The organism is Microcystis sp. M49636_WE2, assembly GCF_030065375.1.
GTDB lineage: Bacteria > Cyanobacteriota > Cyanobacteriia > Cyanobacteriales > Microcystaceae > Microcystis > Microcystis aeruginosa_C.
Genome location: NZ_JASJFG010000497.1, coordinates 1 through 1780, shown reverse-complemented (window position 1 = coordinate 1780; position 1780 = coordinate 1). Strand labels below are relative to the sequence as shown.

The following is a 1780-nucleotide window of genomic DNA, read 5'->3' as shown; positions in this document are numbered from 1 at the left end:
CCAACGACCGTCAAAAGTATCATAGGTCCAATAGGCCGTAACCATGGCGGCAATGAGGGCAATTCCCGTGAATCCGTGCAGAATTCGCAGTAAAAGAGGTTGATAAGGTTGATTAGTTTTCATGAACTCGATCGATACAATAGGGGAGGTAAACTTTGCCCAGATACTATGTTAACTAATCCTTGGCTCGTCGCTATTCTTCTCAATACCGTGCTGCTCGGAATCGCTGCAATTGCCCCAAAAAAGCTCTTAACTCCGATGGGTTATCTCCATGCTTGGTTTTTAGGGGTGATTGTCTGGGGAAGCTTGGGATGGCGCGGTTATCTAATTGTTTTATTCTATTTCCTCGTCGGTTCTACTGTCACCCGCATCGGGTTAGCTCGCAAGGAAGCAGAGGGAATTGCCGAAAAAAGAGCGGGGGTGCGCGGTCCTGAAAATGTCTGGGGTTCCGCTTTAGCGGGGGCAATTTGCGCTATCCTCAGTCTTTTTGCCGCTTCTCCCTGGGATTACCTCTTAAGACTCGCTTATGTGGCTAGTTTTAGCACCAAATTAGCCGATACTACTGCCAGTGAGGTGGGCAAAGCTTACGGTAAAACTACTTATCTAATCACTAATTTTAAATCCGTCCCCCGGGGAACGGAAGGGGCTGTTAGTTTAGAGGGAACGCTCGCCGGTTTGCTGGCAGCCACGGCGATTTCCCTGTTAGCATGGGCTATCGGTGCGATCGATCTTCTTGGTGTGTTATGGTGCGTAATTGCGGCATTTATCGCCACCAATATCGAAAGTATCATCGGTGCTACCCTACAAACCCGCTTTCTGTGGTTAACTAATGAATTAGTCAATGTGATCAATACGGTTATCGGTGCGATCGTGGCTATACTGTTAAGCTTGCTCTGGTCTTTCCGCTAAAGTTAAGTGACTAAAAAAATTTTTCAGAGAATATCTATGCTAAAGTGGCGTTTTTGTGCATTTTCCCTGCTGTTACTGCTAATTACTGCCTGTGGGACGGAAAATCAACCTAATTCTAGTTCTAACACCGCAAGTAGTCCCGATGCTGGCCGCTTGCAAACGGTGAAAAATCGCGGTAAGTTAATTTGTGGCATTAACGGAGAAGTGCCGGGGTTTAGCTTTGTTAATGAAAAAGGCGAATATTCGGGCTTAGATGTGCAAATTTGCCGAGCTATTGCGGCGGCTCTCTTTAATGATCCGTCCAAAGTCGAATATCGTAAACTTAGCCCTCAAGAGAGATTTACTGCCGTACAGACGGGAGAAGTGGATATCCTCAGTCGCAACACCACCTGGACGATTAACCGGGATACCGCCCTGGGGATGGAGTTTATCACCCCGGTTTTCTATGATGGTCAGGGAATTATGGCCACGAAAGCCAGTAATGTTAAGAAATTAGAAGATTTGAGCGGAAAGTCCATTTGTGTGCTATCGGGAACCACCACAGAACAAAATCTGGCCGATGCCATGGCAAAAGCGGCAGTTCAAGGCTATAAACCGATCGTTTCCGATGATGTGGAGGCTTTATATACAGCTTATCAGGCGGGGCGTTGTCAGGCTGTCACCTCCGATCGCTCCCAATTGGTGGCCCGGCGCTCGGTTTTTCCCCGACCAGAGGATCATCAATTATTAGAAGTGGTAATATCTAAGGAACCCTTGGCCCCAGCCGTGGCCGATGGTGATCCCCCTTGGTCGAATGCCGTCCGCTCGATCGTTTTTAGTTTAATTCAAGGGGAAGAATTTGGGATTAACTCCCAAAATATTGCCACTTTTG

At 47.4% G+C, this 1780-nt stretch carries 2 protein-coding genes and 1 pseudogene; 2 read left to right on the top strand and 1 reads right to left on the bottom strand.

Going from position 1 to position 1780, the window contains the following annotated elements:
* Positions 1 to 123: pseudogene (locus PX484_RS11640) on the bottom strand (cytochrome b/b6 domain-containing protein); the annotation flags it as partial.
* Between the two features lie 45 nt (positions 124 to 168).
* Here PX484_RS11640 and PX484_RS11635 point away from each other — a divergent pair.
* Together PX484_RS11635 and PX484_RS11630 are read left to right on the top strand one after the other, a co-directional pair.
* Complete coding sequence (locus tag PX484_RS11635) at positions 169 to 909, top strand: TIGR00297 family protein (protein WP_287671100.1); 741 nt, start codon at positions 169 to 171, stop codon at positions 907 to 909.
* Between the two features lie 36 nt (positions 910 to 945).
* Positions 946 to 1780: amino acid ABC transporter substrate-binding protein (locus tag PX484_RS11630; RefSeq protein WP_288103932.1), on the top strand; the 835-nt coding region annotated here is incomplete at its 3' end.